Raw genomic sequence first — 16,191 nt, 5'->3', positions numbered from 1 at the left:
ATTCTCTATTTTCAACCCTGCCTGTATACCCCAACTTTGTGTCATCAAAAATTACTTTTTTTATGAACACCAACATGCAGGATTACATTACCCACAGCAACACCCGGGAATGGGCCCCACTTATTGAAAAGGGGGTTCATTATGCCGGTATTTTTGTGAAGTCGCTCCGCTACGATGCCGCCAGTGGCCGGTCAAAAACCATTCTTCTGCGGTTTGAGCCGGGGGCTAAATATCCCTATCACAATCATCCCGCCGGGGAGGAAATATTTGTGCTGGAAGGGGAAGCCACACTGGAAGGCGCCACACTACGGGCCGGCGATTATCTGTATACCCCGCCAGGCTTTAAACACAGCGTCTTCAGTAAAACGGGCTGTACCCTGTTTTTTGTAATTCCTGAGGAAGTGGAGTTGCTGGATGAACCGCTGAACAAAGCAGATTGACCCTTGGAACAAACCATCGAGGGGTGATAAGTAGTGACCTTTGTATCGTAACAAAAAAACAAACAGTCATGAAAATCATCGATAAAATTTACATCAACGGAGCATTCGTAACGCCACACGGTAAGGCAACCTTTGACCTGATCAGCCCTGTAAACCAGGAATTACTGGGCAAGGTCACACTTGGTGATGAAACAGATACCAAGCAGGCGATTGCTGCCGCCAAAGCCGCTTTTAAAACCTTTTCCCAAACTACCCGGGAAGAACGTATCGGCTACCTCGAAAAAATGTATGCCGCCATTGAAAAAAGAAAAGATGAAATGATTGCCATGATGGTAAAGGAATATGGCGGTACCCTGCAATTTGCGAATGGTAGCTTTTCCTATACGTTGTCGAGCATTTCCTCCAATATTGCAGTGCTGAAAGATTTCAATTTTGAACAACGGTTGGGTAGTGCAACTGTATTGCTGGAACCAGTAGGTGTAGTAGGTATTATCACCCCCTGGAATGCCAGCAACAGCTTCATCGCAAACAAACTTTCCACTGCCATTGCCGCCGGATGCACGGCTGTAATCAAGCCCAGTGAAATGAGTGCCATGCAAACGCAGCTGATGATGGAAGCCCTGCACGAAGCAGGATTGCCGGCAGGCGTGTTCAATATTGTAAATGGCCTGGGAGCCGTAGTAGGTGCGGAACTCACCCGCAACCAGGACATTGCTAAAATTTCCTTTACCGGCTCTACTGCGGTGGGTAAATCCATTGCAAGAGATGGTGCGGATACTGTAAAACGCATCACCCTGGAACTGGGAGGTAAATCACCTAACATCATCATGGAAGATGCCAACCTGCAGGAAGCTATTCCACTTTCCGTAGCAGCGGCGTTTATGAATAACGGTCAGGCCTGTATTGCAGCCACCAGGCTGCTGGTGCCGGCGGCTAAAATGGAGGAAGTGAAGACCCTCCTGCGCACCGCTGTAGCAAATGTGAAAGTGGGTGATCCGGCAGATCCTGCCACACAGGTAGGGCCTATGATCAGTAAAAAACAATTTGAGCGTGTACAGGGTTATATCCAATTAGGGATCGCTGAAGGTGCTACCCTGCTCGTTGGCGGCCCCGGACAACCGGCAGGCCTGGAAGAAGGCAACTTTGTACAGCCAACGGTATTTGTGGATGTAAACAACAACATGCGTATTGCCAGGGAAGAAATCTTTGGACCAGTGTTATCGGTGATTCCTTACAATACGCTGGAAGAAGCGATTGAAATTGCGAATGATACCACTTACGGACTGGCGGCATATGTTCAGGGTACTGATATGGCAAAAGCTAAGAAAGTAGCAGCCAGACTGGAAGCAGGCCGGGTAGCCATCAATGGCTTCAAACATGATCCGATGGCACCTTTCGGCGGGTTCAAACAATCTGGATTGGGTCGTGAGTTTGGCGTGTACGGCCTGGAAGCGTACCTGGAATCTAAAACGATTTTGAGTTAACTTTAATGGATGCTCGCTAGGAGCTGAAGAATTTTTTAGACTCGCGAAGATTTATCAGGATAAGGCGCCTTCGGCGCCAGCGAGCGATTTTTCTTGCTCGCAGAGCAGCAAAGCAGGTAAGCAGCAAAGGCTTGCTTTTTGTTCCATAATTGGAGTTGGCGGGCCTTCGGCCCGCTAGCTCCGGTTCTACCGCCGCCTGCGGCGGCGGTAGATGGAGATGAGTTATTTAAATGTAAGCGTATTACAATGGCAGATAAATCAGAAAATAAAGGAAAGATCCTCTATAACTGTTACTTCAACAGGAGTACGGAAGGAGAGCAATTTATATCCGAACATGTGTTCAGTATGCAGATGACCGGCACGCTGACGATCAACGACGGTAAAAAAACTTTTGTGATGAAGGAGGGCGACTTCCGGTTGAGTCGCAGAAACAAGCTGGCCAAGTTTGTAAAAGATATGGGGACGGAAGGAGATTTTCGCAGTATCTCCGTGTATATCGACCAGGAATTATTGCGTAAAATCAGCCAGGAGAAAGGATTTACGAATATCACACCTTCGCCTGTTACTGATGCGGTGTTAGTATTGAAAAACAGTGCTTTGTACAAAAGCTACATGGATTCACTGCTGGTGTATTTACAAATGCCGCCGCAGGAGCAACAGGCCATTATGGACCTGAAAGTACGTGAAGCCGTGTTGTTGTTGTTACAGGTAAACCCGGAATTAAAAAATATCCTGTTTGACTTTTCCGAGCCCGGAAAAATCGACCTCGAAAATTTTATGATAAAGAACTTTCGCTTCAATGTTAGTTTGAGCCGGTTTGCTTATCTAACCGGGCGTAGCCTCAGTACCTTTAAGCGGGATTTTGAAAAAGTGTTTCATACCACTCCCAGCAAATGGCTGCTGGATAAGCGATTGGAGGAGGCACATTTCCAGATTGCCAATAAAGGCCGCACCCCGTCAGATGTTTACCTGGAGGTGGGCTTTGAGGACCTCTCTCACTTTTCTTTTGCGTTTAAGAATAAGTATGCGGTGAATCCTTCGGCGTTACGTTAGGTTATTTTAGGCGGGTAGCCATACTGCCTATTCCAATAGCCAGCGTATCTTCTGCCAGGGCTACCATGCGATCGTTTACTTTTCCTTTTTTCACGGCGGCTTGTCGCAGGTGGAAAAAAGCGTAGGTAGCTGCAATGGCCGCTGCGGCTCCAATGGCAGCCCCTTTCCAGCTTTGCTTACCCTGGCATTCGTACAAGGTGGCTCCCGCCAGTGCACCTGCCAGTCCACGCCCGATCACGCCGGCGGCGGCGGTACGGTTACCAATTCCCGGCAGTTTATCTGCAATCAGCTCCCCTACTGCCATGGCACCCAGCACTTTGCCGGTATTACTTTTACCCATGAAGTTGAGTCTTGACAATTTGCTTTTGGAGCGCTTACCGGCATATAAGCAACTGAATGCAGGGCCCAGCGAACTGCGCATACCGGAAATAACGCCCAGGGCTAAGGTTTGAAAGAGGGTTTGATTTTTCATAGTCCGTATTTTATAATCCAGCTACCACAAGCACTATGCCTTATGTAGCAGTGCTGCCGCGGCGCTTTTGCGCTGCGATACCGCCACTATCGCCAATGCAATCAAACTCCAGATCAGCATCTGCCAGGTGGCCATGTTCCACCCGCCCAATCTCCAGCTGAGTAGTCCGAAACCGGTGCCTATGGCGGCGCCGATGAAATAGGTAGTCATGTATACGGTATTGAGCCGGCTGTGTGCATGTTCATTCAATGCGTAAATGCGGGTGAAATTCGTGATTTGCGTGGCCTGTACACCTATGTCGAGGAAGAAGATGCCGGCGATGAGGATGGTCGTCGAATAGGGAAACATTTTCAACAGTAGTATACTCGCTGCCATCATGCCCACGGAAAGGTACAGTCCTCTAAACACACTGCCTTTATCCGCCGCTTTTCCAAATGCTGGCGCCACGAGTGCTCCGCCGATCGCAATGATGCCGAAAAGCCCTATCTGTGCCGTGCTGTAATGAAAAGGTGCGCCGCTAAGGTGAAAGGTAACGGTGGTCCAGAAGGAACAAAATGCACCGAAGGTAAAAGCGCCCAGCAGTGCAGACTGTCGCAGTACCGGATATTCTTTTATAAGGGAGAGGGTTGATTTCAGCAATCCGCCATAGGAGCCTTTAAATTTCGGTGGTATTTCCGGAAGAAATAGTACCAGCAGTACAATAGCCACACATACCAGGATAGCTGAAAACAGGAATACATATTCCCAGCCCAGCCAGGTGGTGATGAGTCCACTCAATACCCTTGATCCCAGCATACCACAGAGGATACCGCTGTAGACCTGCCCTACCGTCTTCCCACGATTTTCCCTGCCCAAAGCAGCGGCCATAGGCAAAATAATTTGTGCCGGTGTGGAAAATAAACCGGTAAAAAAGCTAAGCAATAAAATGGTGGAAGCACGATGGGAGGCTGCTGTTAACAACAATGTTGTACAGAGCAGCAAACAGATGGTTACAATCAGTTTTTTCCGATGCAGCATATCTCCCAAAGGCACCAGTAGCAACATTCCCAGGCCATAGCCCATTTGCGCCGTCATGGACATTCGGCCGATGCTGCTATCCGGCACCTGTAATGATTCCGCAATATTATGCAGGATAGGCTGATTATAATAGAGGTTCGCCACGATGATTCCTCCCGACATAGCCATAACCGGGATACCCCATGCCTGCCGGGTATGTTGACACAGCTTCATCTTTTTTATTTGCAAAGCTAGTAGCGGACGAATGATTAAATTTGTACTTTCAGATTGTAAATTTGTAAAAATCGATTATGAAACGTTTTGTACAATTTGAGCCGATTTTTATCCGTCATTTCACTACCACGCAATGGCCTTTTCCGCAGCATAACCATAATTATTACGAACTGATATTTTTTCATTCGGGCAGCGGTACGCATATTCTCAACAATGTGCGCACAAAGTATGAGCGCAAAGCCCTATTCCTGCTTGATCCGCAGGACCATCATAAAATCAGCATCCGGGAAAAAACGGAGTTCAGCGTAATTCGTTTTTTACCTGTTTACCTCAGCGGAACCGACACCAGGGAAAAGAAAAACTGGAACCTGCTGATGGATGAACTAATTGTAAACCGGGAACAGCTGAGTAATATTATTTACCACAAACGCGATCTTAAGAAAACAGAACAGCTGATACGCATGATGGTGAAGGAATGGGAAGATGCCGGGGAACAACCGAATGAACTCATGGTGCACCTGTTGCGTACCATACTCGTATTACTGAAGCGCCATATTTTTCAGGACACGCCCGCAAACGTGCTACAGCAGGAAAGTGTAGCCATGCAGGTGATGCAGCATATTCATGCTAATATTCAGCAACCGGCGTTACTTACTATTGATTATCTGGCAGGTGCGTTCCATTTGTCTGCCAGCTACCTGAGCATGTTGTTCCGGAAAGAAGTTGGCATATCCGTGAAGGATTATATCTCTAAATATAAATACCAGTTAATAGCGGCGCGACTCAAACACAGCCAGGACCTCCTCAAGGAAATCAGCGCTGACTTTGGGTTTACCGATGTGAGTCATTTTAATAAGTTCGTGAAGGGGCAGTCGGGACTAAATCCAAAGGATATCAGGCAGCGCGAAAAAAAATAGTGCATTAAATAGGGCCTGTGGCCCTATTTAATGCACTGATGCGGCACGTGCCGCAGGCACGGCCTATCCGTAATCGATCAGGGTCGCAGGCCCTGATCGATTACGGAATAAATACTATAATTTCTGAATCTTCTCCGCTACAGTCCTCCCATTGCTATTCAACTGAATGATATAACTACCCGGTGTCAGCTGTCCGGTTTTCACGGGAATATTATGCACCCCTGCCGGCATGGTAGTATTGATAAACGTACTTACCGGTTTACCATTCATATCATACAGCAGCAAAGCAACCCTGCCCGGGTGCTTTAGTTCCAGCCGCACGTTCAGCGTAGCGCCAACAGGGTTAGGGCTCACCGTCATTTTATCGTCCGTAGCCATAGTAGTTTTTGGGGAGATGGCCAGGGTTTGCTGGCTCAGCGATTGCAACGTGGTGGCGGTGTTTATTTTCACCTCAGTATAACTGTTCCACGCGTTCGCGCTGTTGCCATGCCCGATGATGCGTACATATTTTGCCGGCGCGGCTGTGATGTTGAAGGTTTGCAGCGCAGTGCTGGTGCCGCTGCTTTGAAGACCGGTGGCGGCGTTGGTCCAGCTGTTACCGTCCTGCGACAATGCAATATCAAAATAGGACGTGCGTACGTTGCCGTTATAAAACGCGATTTGTACGCCGGTAACAGTTTTTACGGAACCGAGGCAGAATTGTATCCACTGGCCATCGCCAGAGGCTGACCAGCGTGTATTGAGGTCGTTGTCCTGCGTGTTGGCGGGTACGTTGCCATCGTCGCCGGAGGCGGTTACCGGTGTGCAGGCGGGTGTGGTAACAGGTTGTTGTACGATTTGTACTTCGGTGTAGCTGTTCCAGGCGTTTACGCTGTTGCCATGGCCTACGATTCGTACATACTTCGCCGTTACTGCCGGGAAGGAAAATGTTTCCAGGGCAGTGCTGGTGCCGCTGCTGGTTTTGTTGGTGGCGGCGCTGGTCCAGCTGGTGCCGTTGAGTGATACCAGCACATCGAAGGAAGAGGTACGGGTGTTACCACTGTAGAAGGCTATCTTAACGCCGCTTACGCTGGCGGTATCATTGAGGCAGAACTGAAGGTATTGCCCGTCGCCAGAGGCGGACCAGCGGGTGTTCAGATCATTGTCGAGCACGTTGGCGGCAACGTTGCCATCGTCCGCGCTGGCGGTTACCGGTGTACAGGTAGGTGTGGTAGTACCTCCGGGGAAGTCATCAGCCGGTGATAGCATGCGCTGGCGGATCCAGGTACCTGCTGGTTTGAGGCGGGCGGTGGTCCATGGGCCTGCGGAGCAGGTGCCGGTGGTCCACACGGCGCCGCTGCGGAAATCGTCCGAGAAGTTCCAGTTACACCAGCTGATCTTTTTGCGGGCCATCAGGTCGATGTACTGCTGGGTCATAGTGAAATTGTTAGGTCCGTCTCCGCTGGCTTCCTGGGAGCCGAATTCGGTTACAAATACCGGTAGCCGGTCGGATGCCCAGTCCAGCTCATTCAGGTATTCGGTGCCATGGTCCGCCGCGTAGAAGTGAAAAGTATACATGATGTTGGAGAACGTGAGCGGGTTGCTGACGATATCCTGAGCAGAGCGGCCGTCGGAGATGCCCATGGAGCCCCAGGCGTGGGTACCTACAAGTATCACGGCATCATTATCAATAGCGCGGATTACCGGGATGATCTGGTTTGCATATGTTTTGATAGTAGCCCAGGTAACACCGTTGGGCTCATTACATACATCATAGATGATGTTGTTTTTGTTTTTATGCTGGTTGGCGATGGCGGTAAAAAATGTTTTAGCCAACGAGAGGTTGGCGTTGGGATCACCGGGCGTAAGCTGGTGCCAGTCCACCAGGGCGTACATGCCCCTTTCAGTGGCTTCTTCAATCAGGCGGTTTACCTGGCTGGTAAAGCCGGCGGGATCAGTGGCATATCCCCCCTCCTGTACGTACATGGATATACGTAGTACGTCAGCGCCCCAGTCGTACGCCAGTGCATCGAGCGAGGCTTCTGTGAGGCAGCTTCCCCAGCCGTACCATTGAATACCGTGGGTACTCATGCCGCGCAGCTGAATGGGATTACCGTATTGATTACAAAGTTTAAGGCCTATTACGCTTAGCTGCCCGTTTTTCGCAACAGGTGTTTGGGCAGAAAGGTGAAGGGCAGCAAGTAACAGGATGGCCATGGTGAGCCACCGATACATGTGGAATTGTTTCATAGTGCGTTTTTTAGTGGGTTACAGCAAGGCTGTTTGGTTGAAATAAGGCTACATAAATTAATACAGGATTTTCGCTACATACCGGGAATCACAAAACAGTTTCCCCTTCCGGAGAGGGGTAGGTTTTAACAAATTGCAATCGTTTGCATGAAGATAATTAAAAAGCCGAAAACAAAAAACGGGCGCGTAAAATTTTCTTGTACCCACTGAGGTGGTGTTGCAGTGGATCGTGTAAGACCTCTATGGATGCGGGTTTGTTTCGTGCAGGCGTTCCAGTAACTCCTCTTCCTTAGTTTGAGTATAATTTAACAGCAGACTCACCATACCGGCTATACGCTCAACCGGTGAACCTTCTACGGGATTACGCTGCACCACAATTTCCAGCTGCTGCCCATTAGGCCTGCCTATCTCGTAGCGGGTACCGGTAGTACGTTTAAGACCAGTCGCAGGAACTATCGCCTCCGTTATCGCCTGCTGCAATTGCTGATAACAGACCTCTCCCATCTGTGCGCCAATAGTGGCCGTAAAAGTGTTATCCAGCAGCCTCATATATCTCCCTGACAACCTGTAATTATTTTTTTCCGGGGAGATGGTAAGCATCACCGGATCAGCGGTTTCAGGGCGAATCATACAGTACACCTGGCCATGCGCCAACGCTGAGATGCCGAAATACTGGTGATGAAATGGAACACTTCCTTTGAGGAGATAATCGCTACCCACCCGATGAAAATGTCCAGCAGCCTGGATTTCCATCTCCCTATGTAAAACAAATTGCTGGTAGCCCCCTTGTAAGTCATCTCCTTCCTGGTAGAGGTTAGCAAACTTTTCCCTGAAAATAGCAAAGGTGGGTATGTGATTCCATTCCATGAAACGAAGGTAGGGAAAAGCATGAAACGGAGATTTCCGGTGTTACAACTCCTCTTCCGTCACCAAAAATTTTCTTGTTAACAATAAGGTAAAATCAATTCTAAGTACCTATTTTTATCTTGCGTGCCATATCTTATTTTATTACTCCATGAAGTATAAATATCTTACCGACAATGAACTGTTTCAACGTGTTGCAAACGATGATGCAGCGGCCTATGAGATATTGTACAACCGTTACTGGGAGCCACTGTTCTTATACGCCTACAAATGCCTGCGCCTTAACGCACCTGCCAAGGATACGGTGCAGGACGTATTTATAGGCTTGTGGAAAAGACGTGGCAGTCTGGAGCTGAGCGGTTCACTCCGTTCGTATTTATTTGCTGCAGTGAGATATGAAGTGCTCAAAAGTATTGCCGGCCCGGAACTCACACCATTACACGATACCCAGGCCACCATGCACCTCTCCGCACCTGCTGATACAGACGACCGCCTCCACGAAAAAGAACTCAAACACCTGCTGGCCGCCGCTGTTGAACGCCTGCCCTATAAAATGAGACAGGTATACACGCTGAGCCGCCATCAACATAAAACCATATCCGAAATAGCCAGGGACTTATCTTTATCTGAACAAACCGTAAAAAACCAGTTATCCAAAGCACTGGCCCGCCTGCGTACAGAGCTGCGCGAAGCCACCCTGATACCGGCACTCGTTCCGGGCATCATTTTCTTCTTTAACAATTAGTTAACATATCGACATGGTACTACCATTCATTTTTTGACGCTACTAAGTAGCAGATCTAAAATGATGAACAACCAGCAATTGAAAAATATAGCCGCCAGATACCTGAAAGGGGAAGCTACACCGGAAGAACTACAGCAGCTCGAGGCATGGTTTGCAGCAGCAGAACAAACGCCTGCCAACCTCTCAGCGCAGGACCTGCAGGACATTAAAGCAGATATGCTGGGTCATATCCGCCAGGAAGCCGGCTACTGCCCACCGGAGCTGGAAGAAAAGTCACTGGGTTTCTGGCGCACCATCCGGCGTATTGCCGCGATAGTGATCATCGCCGTGAGCGCTGGTACGCTTGCCTGGTTGCTGCGGCCCACAAATACCGGCACTACAAGGAAAAGTGAGGAAGTTGCAGTTGTTTATCGTACCTACATCACCGTTAGCAACGATAAAGGCGTTACCAGGAGAAGATTACCCGATAGTTCAATCGTGGTAATGAACAGCGGCGCCAGTTTCAAATACGAGCATAATTTTAACAACCATACAAGAGAGCTTATACTGGAGAATGGGGAAATATTTATTGATGTAAAAAAGCAAACTGAAAAACCTTTTAAAGTGGTAGCCGGCAACACTGTCACAACTGTACTGGGCACCTCTTTTAATCTGAAAATGGACAACGATAAAAACACAGTGAGCATAGTAGTAAAATCCGGAAAGGTAAAAGTAGCCGCCGATTCAACCAGAAGCGACGCTGTTACCCTGCTAACACCCGATGAAGGGCTTTTCATTAACACCCTCACCAATGCACAGCAGTATTTCCGGCAGCCTGCATCTGTTTCCACGGCATGGTGCGCACAGGAACTGGTGTTTCGCCAAACCACCATGGAAAATGTAGCCGCCACGCTTGAAAACCGCTATAATATCCAGATTCGCCTTATGACAACAAAAGCACAACAGTACAAGGTTTCCGGAGATTTTAACAGTCATCACGATGCGGAAAGCATCCTCCAGGCCATCTGCCTGGTGCATCAGTTAAATTATAAAAAAAGTAAAAACACCTATTTCGTCTATTAACACTAAAAAATAAAAAACCGGTCAAGCGCCAACTTAACCGGTTCTGTTGATGCTGACACATCCATCCGTAATACGACTTACCGGATATGGCAGCCTGTTTTTAATATTTCATAAAAACCCTTCAAATGTATGAAAAATGTAGTACGTAATTCTACAATCCGTTACCTTATGCGTCTTAGTTTCCTGACATCATGCATGGCAGCTCTCAGCCTGTCCGTCTGGGCCAAAAATCTGGAAGGACAATCGCTGCGAAAAACGGTTGCTTTTAAGACGGGCAACTCCACCCTGACAGCCGTACTTAAACAGGTAGCCCGCCAAACTCACTACCGACTGGTGTTTGACGAATCGGCCACTAACAGGTACCAATACACGTCACTGGAATCCTATGGCACGGCGGAGTCGCTTTTGGACTCCCTCCTTTCCAACACTACCCTTGGATACCGCGAAAAAGATGATTTGCTGATCGTATATAAAAAAGATGAACAGGAATTTGGACTCAAAGGAAAGGTAATTGACGGGGAGACGAAAGAGCCGCTGCTCGGCGTTACCATCGCCCTCAAAGGCACCCGCAAGGGAGTAGTCACCGGTACAGATGGCAGCTTTTCCATAGCATCTGTTAAGCCCGGCGATGTCCTCATCGTATCCTACGTAGGCTACGAAAACAAGGAGGTAGTCATTTCCGGCAGTAGCTTTCTCACCATCTCCCTCGGGAGCAGCCGCTCAAAAATTAAAGATGTGGTGGTGGTTGGTTATGGGGTGCAGAAGAAAGTCAATCTCACCGGTGCCGTTGCGCAGGTGGACGCGAGTGTTATTGAGAGTCGCCCCGTAGCCAACGTAGGCCAGGCGCTCCAGGGTGCCGTGCCTAACCTGAACGTCAACTTCGGTGACGGCCGCCCGGGAAGCACCGCCACCCTGAATATCCGCGGATTCACTTCCATCTCCGGCGGTGGCCCGCTCATCCTCATCGACGGTATTCCCGGTGATATCAACACCGTTAACCCCCGCGATATTGAATCCATCACCGTGCTGAAGGATGCCGCCTCCGCCGCCATCTACGGCGCACGTGGCGCTTTTGGTGTAGTACTGCTCACCACCAAAAAAGGGAAGGCAGGAAAAATGCAGATCAACTACGGTACCAACTATAGCTGGAGCAAACAAACCACCCGCACCGACTTCATCACCAGTGGTTACGACGCGGCCATGCTGAATGATGAGGCCTTTAAAATCTCCCTTGGAAAAACCTATACCGGGTATACCGATGAAGATTATGAAGAGCTCCTGAAAAGAAAAACAGACCCTTCCCTCCCATCAGTAGTCATCCAAAACCGCAAAGGCAAGGATATGTACGTATACTACGGCAATACCGACTGGTGGCATACCATGTTCCGCGATGTGATGCCTTCCATGGAACACAGCCTCAACATCAGCGGCGGCAACGATAAAATCAACTACATGGTTTCAGGCCGCGCCTACCAGAAAAAGGGAATGATGCGCATCCAGCAGGATGTGTACAACTCCTATAACTTCCGCGCCAAAGTGGAAGCAGAAGTCAAACCCTGGCTGGTACTGAGCAGCAACACACAATTAAATGCATACAACTATACCTATCCCGGCCTCGGTGTAAACGATAACTTCGTATCTGTAAGTGTGCACGCCCTTCCGTCGTACGTGCCAGTAAACCCTGACGGGACCGCCACTTACCGCACAGAGCTGAACAACTATACCATCGGCGATGGTATTTATGCCGACCTCCTCCACGGAAAAAGTAAAGGCGGTATGAAACAATTGGAACTGGTAAACTCCGTGGCCGCTACTTTTAAAATCACACCGGATATTAACATCATAGGTAACTATACCCTTACAGTGGCCAATGGCAGCAGCTTTCACCGGCAAACGGCCGCACCATGGTCTATTTACCCGGGTGTAATCAGCTACGTGTATAATGATAACCTCTGGCAACAAAACAACAATAAAACTACCAACGTGGTAAACGTGTATGGTAACTACAACAAACGTATAGGCAAACACAGCATCTCCCTAACTGCCGGTGTAAACCAGGAGCTGCAGCAAATGAAAATGCTGTATTCACAACGCAATGATATTTTGTCCGAAGACCTGAACGAAGTAGCCCTTGGCTCCGGCGACGCTACCGTGAACAGTAACAATGAAGAGCTGGCGCTGCTGGGTGCTTTTGGCCGTGCCGCCTATAGCTACGCCGATAAATACTTGGTGGAATTCAATGGCCGCTACGATGGTTCTTCCAGATTCCCTACCAGCAGCCGCTTCGGGTTCTTCCCTTCTGTATCCGCCGGCTGGCGTATGTCGGAAGAAGCCTTCTTTGCACCGGTTAAAAATGTAATTACCGATATCAAATGGCGTGCTTCCTATGGTGCCCTCGGTAACCAGGATGTGAAGAACAACTACTACCCATATATTCCGCTGATGAGCATTGGTACCAATTCTTACATCACCAGCGGCAAGCGTACCCAGTACGTAAGCTTACCCACCCCTATCACCGCGGACCTTACCTGGGAAAAGGTTAACTCTACCAACTTTGGCGTGGATATGGCTTTCCTGCGTAATAAACTGAATGTAACGTATGACTGGTATATCCGTAATACCAAAGACATGCTCACCAAAGGCATGACCCTGCCCGCGGTGTATGGTGCTACCGAGCCTAAAATGAATGCAGCCGACTTACGCTCCACCGGCTGGGAAATAAATATCGACTGGAGAAACAGCGTTACCGTAGGCAGAAAAACACTAAACTATAACGTAGGTTTCAACATGGGCGATTTCAAAGCAGAAATTACCAAATTTGATAACCCCAATCAGATACTCAGCGACTACTATGTAGGTAAGCAGCTGGGAGAAATCTGGGGCTACAGCATCCTCGGATTCTTTGCCGATGATAAGGAAGCCGCTGACTGGAAAGTGGACCAAACGCAGGTGGGTAACAATATCTTTTCTGCACCGGGCGAATGGGGCAAACTCCGCGCCGGTGACCTGAAATTTGCAGATCTGGACAACAACGGCGCCATCAACAAAGGACAAAACACCGTAGGCAATCCGGGTGACCAGCGCGTGATTGGTAACTCGCTGCCACGATATACGTTTGGTATCCGCGGCGGTGCGGACTGGAATGGATTTGACTTCAGCGTATTTTTCCAGGGTATAGGCCGCCAGCACTGGTATCCGGGCAATAACGCCGATAAGTTCTGGGGACCTTTCTCCCGCCCTTACATGTCGTTTATTCCAAAGGACTTCCCGGAAAAACTCTGGAGTGAGGACAACCCGAATTCCTATTTCCCCCGACTGAGAGGTTACATCGCGCTGAATGACAATGGATCCCTGAAAGAAAACAATGATCGTTACCTGCAGAACCTGGCCTACATCCGCCTGAAAAGCCTGATCCTGGGCTATTCCCTGCCGGCTACGCTGTTGCAGCACCTGAAACTGACCCGTTGCCGGATTTACTTCAGCGGCGAAAACCTGCTGACGTTGACCAAACTGAAAAGCAAATACCTGGATCCGGAGCAGCTTTCCAGCGATCCAAACCTGGTAAGGACAGATGCTAACGGTCGCGTATATCCGTTCAGTAAATCGTATGCAGTAGGCGTTGATATTTCTTTCTAATCAGACAAAGCACAGACAATGAAAACATTCAATATAGTGATGCTCGCGCTGCTGGCCTTATCGCTGGGTGCATGCAAAAAATTCATGGACCGGGACCCACTCGCGAAAATATCTCCCGATAATTATTTTAAAACGGAGAAGGACCTGCAACTCTACATAAACTCTATGTACACAATGGTACCTGATGCAGAAGGTGTGTATAATGAAGACATGGACAACGTAGTAAAATCAAGTACGTCGGAGTTTCTGACAGGTCGCCGGCAGGTGCCTGTAACCGGCGGTGGCTGGACCTGGACAGAGCTGCGCAAGATCAATTATTTCATGGTGAATTATAATCGCGTACTGCCTTATAATGTAACCCGTAAATATGTAGGTGCAGCAAGGTTTTTCCGTGCCTGGTTTTATTATGAGATGGTGAAAAAATTCGGTGATGTACCCTGGTATAGCAAGGCGATGGAAACCAATGACCCTGAATTGCTGAAGCCACGTGATCCGCGGGCACTGATCATGGATTCCATCATTGCCGATATTGATTCGGCCATCGCTAACCTGGATGGTAATAAAAATCCGGAGCAGGTTAATAAATGGACGGCATTAGCCTTGAAATCCCGCCTCTGCCTGTTTGAAGGCACTTTCAGAAAATACCATCCTGAATTCAATTTGCCGGACGCCAACAGATTTTTGCAGATGGCCGCCGATGCAGCCGACACCTTGATTACCCGCGGCCCTTACCGCGTGTATACCAGCACCCCTGCAAACGCGTACCGGGAGCTGTTTACCTCCAAAGATGCGAACACAGATGAGATTATCTTAACGAGAAGATTCAGCAGCATTTTGCAACTCTACCATAACGCGAACTACTATACGATCACGGCGTCCTATGGTCAGCCGGGGCTGGAAAAAAGCTTTGTAAACAGCTACCTCATGAAGGATGGCAGTCGCTTTACCGATCAGCCGAATTACGATAAACTGCAGTTTTTCCAGGAGTGCCAGAACCGTGATCCCCGTTTAGCGCAAACCATCCGTACACCAGGTTATACCAGGATTGGCAATACCAACAAACTGGTGCCTGATTTTGGGGCCTCCGTTACCGGTTACCAGCTGATCAAATATGTAACGGATGAAACGCACGACTCCTATACCAAAAACGATAACGACATGCCTGTATTCCGCTATGCGGAAGTGCTGCTAAACTATGCTGAAGCTAAAGCGGAGCTGGGGCTGATTACCCAGGGGGATATTGATAAGTCCATCAAGCTGTTGCGGGATCGGGTAGGCATGCCTAACCTGAACGTAGCTGCTGCCAATGCCAATCCGGATGCATACGAAGCGGCGCGTTATACCAGTAAAAATTTAAGTGGTATTATCCTGGAGGTACGCCGTGAGAGAAGGATTGAGCTGGTGATGGAAAATTTCCGCTGGCATGATCTTACCCGCTGGAAAGAAGGGGCATTGCTCGCTAAACAGTTTAAGGGCATGTATTTTCCGGGGGCGGGTCAATACGACCTGGACAATGATGGAACCATTGATGTGGTGATTTACGAAGGCACCAAGCCCAGTGGTCCCAAAGGACCCGCTTACCTGAAGCTGGGTACGGAGATCAGCCTGGAAAAAGGCAGTGCCGGCGGACCTATCGTGGTGAATCCGAATATCACCAAGCAGTTTGATGAAACACGTGATTATCTCTATCCTATTCCAACGCAGGAGCGCAATCTAAATAAGAACCTTACACAAAACCCTAACTGGAAAGACGGGTTGTAAGAAACGCAATGCGCCCATATCTACGCAAGGATATGGGCGCATTGCTGCTTTTGGCAAACTTTGTTGTTTCGCGGCGTAGAGACGCCTCGCAGGCGTCTATCCGAGGTGATCTACGCTATAATCTTCGCAATTATCCAATCAGTGTTTAATGATAATTACCCAAATAGACTTAAGCGAAGATTGTGTTTTAATAGACGCCTGCGAGGCGTTTTCTATGGTTTTACCAAATTATTTATATTGTATTGATGGTCTTCGTTGTAAGGAACTCCGTTTCTTACAACGGCGGCTATGGTTAAAA

Annotated in this window: 12 protein-coding genes; 8 read left to right on the top strand and 4 right to left on the bottom strand. The window is 48.7% G+C overall.

What is annotated here, in order from left to right:
- The first annotated feature begins 62 nt into the window (after positions 1–62).
- From BUB18_RS28100 to BUB18_RS28090, 3 genes are all read left to right on the top strand, one after another.
- The gene (locus tag BUB18_RS28100) at positions 63–440 is read left to right on the top strand and encodes a cupin domain-containing protein (RefSeq protein WP_073087588.1); all 378 of its coding nucleotides are present in this window, start codon (positions 63–65) and stop codon (positions 438–440) included.
- A 68-nt stretch (positions 441–508) separates the two neighbouring features.
- Positions 509–1,924 carry an aldehyde dehydrogenase family protein gene (locus BUB18_RS28095; RefSeq protein WP_073087586.1) on the top strand — a complete coding sequence of 472 codons (1,416 nt, stop codon included), beginning with the start codon at positions 509–511 and terminating at the stop codon, positions 1,922–1,924.
- 246 nt (positions 1,925–2,170) lie between these two features.
- The gene (locus BUB18_RS28090) at positions 2,171–2,977 is read left to right on the top strand and encodes a helix-turn-helix domain-containing protein (RefSeq protein WP_073087584.1); all 807 of its coding nucleotides are present in this window, start codon (positions 2,171–2,173) and stop codon (positions 2,975–2,977) included.
- Between the two features lies 1 nt (position 2,978).
- Here BUB18_RS28090 and BUB18_RS28085 read toward each other — a convergent pair whose 3' ends face one another.
- Both BUB18_RS28085 and BUB18_RS28080 read right to left on the bottom strand, forming a co-directional pair.
- Entirely contained in the window at positions 2,979–3,449 is a 471-nt protein-coding gene (locus tag BUB18_RS28085) for a DUF4126 family protein (RefSeq protein ID WP_073087582.1), read from the bottom strand.
- A gap of 33 nt (positions 3,450–3,482) precedes the next feature.
- Positions 3,483–4,679 (bottom strand): MFS transporter, encoded by a 1,197-nt coding sequence (locus BUB18_RS28080; protein WP_073087580.1) that lies wholly within the window; start codon positions 4,677–4,679, stop codon positions 3,483–3,485.
- Positions 4,680–4,756: 77 nt separating this feature from the next.
- On the opposite strand from BUB18_RS28080, the gene BUB18_RS28075 reads away from it, so the two are divergent.
- The gene (locus BUB18_RS28075) at positions 4,757–5,596 is read left to right on the top strand and encodes a helix-turn-helix domain-containing protein (protein ID WP_073087578.1); all 840 of its coding nucleotides are present in this window, start codon (positions 4,757–4,759) and stop codon (positions 5,594–5,596) included.
- 114 nt (positions 5,597–5,710) lie between these two features.
- Here BUB18_RS28075 and BUB18_RS28060 read toward each other — a convergent pair whose 3' ends face one another.
- Positions 5,711–7,825, bottom strand: coding sequence for a cellulase family glycosylhydrolase (locus BUB18_RS28060; RefSeq protein ID WP_143160129.1), 2,115 nt, complete (start codon positions 7,823–7,825; stop codon positions 5,711–5,713).
- Between the two features lie 240 nt (positions 7,826–8,065).
- On the bottom strand, positions 8,066–8,692 hold the full coding sequence (locus tag BUB18_RS28055; RefSeq protein WP_073087577.1) for a hypothetical protein: 627 nt from the start codon (positions 8,690–8,692) through the stop codon (positions 8,066–8,068).
- A gap of 148 nt (positions 8,693–8,840) precedes the next feature.
- On the opposite strand from BUB18_RS28055, the gene BUB18_RS28050 reads away from it, so the two are divergent.
- The 4 genes from BUB18_RS28050 to BUB18_RS28035 all read left to right on the top strand — a co-directional run bounded on the left by BUB18_RS28050 (position 8,841) and on the right by BUB18_RS28035 (position 15,893).
- Positions 8,841–9,434, top strand: a complete 594-nt coding sequence (locus BUB18_RS28050; protein ID WP_073087575.1) for an RNA polymerase sigma factor — start codon at positions 8,841–8,843, stop codon at positions 9,432–9,434.
- 60 nt (positions 9,435–9,494) lie between these two features.
- Positions 9,495–10,496 carry a FecR family protein gene (locus BUB18_RS28045; protein WP_083550951.1) on the top strand — a complete coding sequence of 334 codons (1,002 nt, stop codon included), beginning with the start codon at positions 9,495–9,497 and terminating at the stop codon, positions 10,494–10,496.
- Between the two features lie 129 nt (positions 10,497–10,625).
- Complete coding sequence (locus BUB18_RS28040; RefSeq protein ID WP_073087571.1) at positions 10,626–14,132, top strand: SusC/RagA family TonB-linked outer membrane protein; 3,507 nt, start codon at positions 10,626–10,628, stop codon at positions 14,130–14,132.
- Between the two features lie 18 nt (positions 14,133–14,150).
- Positions 14,151–15,893, top strand: a complete 1,743-nt coding sequence (locus BUB18_RS28035; RefSeq protein WP_073087569.1) for a RagB/SusD family nutrient uptake outer membrane protein — start codon at positions 14,151–14,153, stop codon at positions 15,891–15,893.
- Positions 15,894–16,191 lie beyond the last annotated feature (298 nt).

The organism is Chitinophaga jiangningensis, assembly GCF_900142605.1.
Taxonomy (GTDB): domain Bacteria; phylum Bacteroidota; class Bacteroidia; order Chitinophagales; family Chitinophagaceae; genus Chitinophaga; species Chitinophaga jiangningensis.
This window is presented reverse-complemented; position numbering and strand designations above follow the sequence as displayed.